This window comes from Mesorhizobium sp. M7A.F.Ca.US.002.01.1.1 (genome assembly GCF_004022955.1).
In the GTDB taxonomy this organism is placed as follows: Bacteria; Pseudomonadota; Alphaproteobacteria; order Rhizobiales; family Rhizobiaceae; genus Mesorhizobium; species Mesorhizobium ciceri.
The window spans coordinates 1-2,680 of sequence record NZ_RZQE01000646.1; the positions used below are offsets into that span (position 1 = coordinate 1).

2 protein-coding genes are annotated in these 2,680 nt (G+C 62.0%); both read left to right on the forward strand.

What is annotated here, in order from left to right:
• A partial coding sequence (locus tag EN932_RS33445) for a VWA domain-containing protein (protein WP_245483377.1) occupies positions 1-2,100 on the forward strand: 2,100 nt, incomplete at its 5' end.
• Between the two features lie 212 nt (positions 2,101-2,312).
• Positions 2,313-2,582 carry a hypothetical protein gene (locus EN932_RS38240; RefSeq protein WP_024501300.1) on the forward strand — a complete coding sequence of 90 codons (270 nt, stop codon included), beginning with the start codon at positions 2,313-2,315 and terminating at the stop codon, positions 2,580-2,582.
• Positions 2,583-2,680 lie beyond the last annotated feature (98 nt).

Here is a 2,680-nt window from a genome sequence, read left to right on the forward strand (position 1 = left end):
GAACTCAACAGACTGCGCGATATAGCGGCGCCGGCGCCCGCCAAGGATGCCAAGGCACGTGCTTTCGAAGCCGCCCTGCGTGCATACGATCAGGAAAATATTTCTGCCGTTACCCAAGGATCGGTTGGCGGGCTTCGTCTCACAGAGCGAGCACAAAAGCTCTGGAGCGAGATCATGCAAAAGAAACTCATTGCCACGCCGGTTCTTGCCGGGCTCGTCGCCCTGCCGATCGCCGGATACGCCACCTTCCATATGCTGAGGGAACAGCCGCCGAAATTCGGCGGCGACGAGAAAATCACCGAGACGCTGGCCGACAAGCCGGCGACCGTCAAGCCGACGACCGCCGAGCCGAAGCCGGCTCCGACCGGGCTGGAGACGGACAAGAAAGCCGACGCCGATGTGGAAAGCCGCGACGCGACCGATGCGCTTGTGGCGCCGGCCTCGCCGCAGAAATCCGAATCGACCGTTGCTTCCGGCGCGGCACAACAGAATGCACTGGAGCGCGGTGTGCTGGCCGAGCCTGCGCCACCGGCACCGACAGGCGAATTCGCATTGGATGGCGCCGTAAGTGCGCCCAGTACGTCGCGGGCCCGCATGCCGGCCGAGTCCAAGCTGATGGCGCCGCAGCAGCCGTCGACCTTGCCGGCCGACCAGATGCAGCCGCAACCGGAAAACCGCGACCGCATCGAGGATTTCAAGACCAATCCGGTGCATGCGGCACTCGAGGATCCGGTCTCGACCTTCTCGATCGACGTCGACACAGCCTCCTATTCCTTCGTGCGCAGCTCGCTGAAGCAGGGCACCCTGCCGCAGGTCGATACTGTTCGCGTCGAGGAGATGATCAACTACTTCCCCTATGACTGGAAGGGTCCGGAGTCGGCCTCGACACCATTCAACTCGACCGTCAGCGTCATGCCGACGCCGTGGAACACGCATACCAGGCTGATGCATGTCGCCATCAAGGGTTTTGACGTCAAGCCGACCGAGCAGCCGAAGGCCAATCTGGTCTTCCTGATCGATGTCTCGGGCTCGATGGACGAGCCGGACAAGCTGCCGCTGCTCAAATCGGCTTTTCGGCTGCTGGTCAGCAAGCTGAAGGCCGACGACACGATCTCGATCGTAACCTATGCGGGTGACGCCGGCACGGTCCTGGAGCCGACCAAGGCGTCCCAAAAGGACAAGATCCTCAGTGCCATCGACAATCTGACGCCCGGCGGCAGCACGGCCGGCGAGGCGGGCATCAAGGAAGCCTACAGGCTGGCGCAGAAATCCTTCGTCAAGGACGGCGTCAACCGGGTGATGCTCGCCACCGACGGCGACTTCAATGTCGGCCAGAGCGACGACGACGATCTGAAGCGGCTGATCGAAAAAGAGCGCAAGACCGGTGTCTTCCTGTCGGTGTTCGGCTTCGGCCGCGGCAATCTGAACGACCAGATGATGCAGACCATCGCCCAGAACGGCAACGGCACCGCCGCCTATATCGACACGCTGGCCGAAGCCGAGAAGGTGCTGGTCGAAGATGCATCGTCGACGCTGTTCACCATCGCCAAGGACGTCAAGATCCAGGTCGAGTTCAATCCGAACAAGGTCTCGGAATATCGCCTGATCGGCTACGAGACCCGCGCCTTGAACCGCGAGGATTTCAACAATGACCGCGTCGATGCCGGCGATATCGGCTCGGGCCATTCCGTCACCGCGATCTATGAAATCACGCCAAAGGGCAGCGGCGGCGAACAGATCGACGCGCTGCGTTATGGCCAGGCGTCGGTGGACAATGGCGGCGTTGCCAATGCGGACGAATATGCCTTCGTCAAGATCCGCTACAAGCTGCCGAATGAAGACGTCTCGAAGCTGATCACCACGCCGGTGACCTCGGCCAACGAGATCTCGTCTTTCGACCAGGCCAGCACCGACCAGCGCTTCTCCGTCGCGGTCGCCGCCTTCGGCCAGAAGCTGCGCGACGAGGATGCGACCGCGAAGTTCGGTTACGACAAGATCATGGAGATCGCCACTGCCGCTCGAGGAGCCGACCCGTTTGGGTACAGGTCCGAGTTCCTCTCGCTTGTGCGCCTTGCCTCGGCGCTGGGCGGTAATCGGTAGTGGTGATGACGGCCGGTTTCTTTCAGATGGGATCGTTCTGACAGGGGAAACCGACCGCGGGCGGGTGAGGCATGCCGGCGAGGGGTTCATTCCCTTGCCGGCCTTTTTTCGGAGAATCTCCAGGTCGTTAAATTGCGCGGCATTTCCGGTAGCGGATCGCAACCCCCTGCTTGTTACGCAGGACAGGTGTACCGGGCTTGAGGGAGCCGAAATTGCAGATCAGGACTATCGCCAACTCGACACCGCCGGCACGAGATGCTTCGGCGGTTTCATCGGCCCCATCATCGGAATCCAGGCGTATCAGTGACGATGTCGCGCAGGCGCGCCACACCGCCATGTCGGCGCTGACCAACGACCGCTTCCGCATCATGCTGGAGCAGATAACCGATCCGGTTTCATCCGGCGCGCTGATGACGATGCACAGCGACAATGTGGTCGACTTCAAGTCGGCGCAGTCGAGCTACGCCGACAACAGCGAATAATCGAAACCGATAAGCTCAGGCCCGGCTGCGGCGGCGCTCGCGGCGGGCTTCGCTGGTCTCGGCGGTATTTTCCGTCGCCACCTTGTTGCGCATCGGGC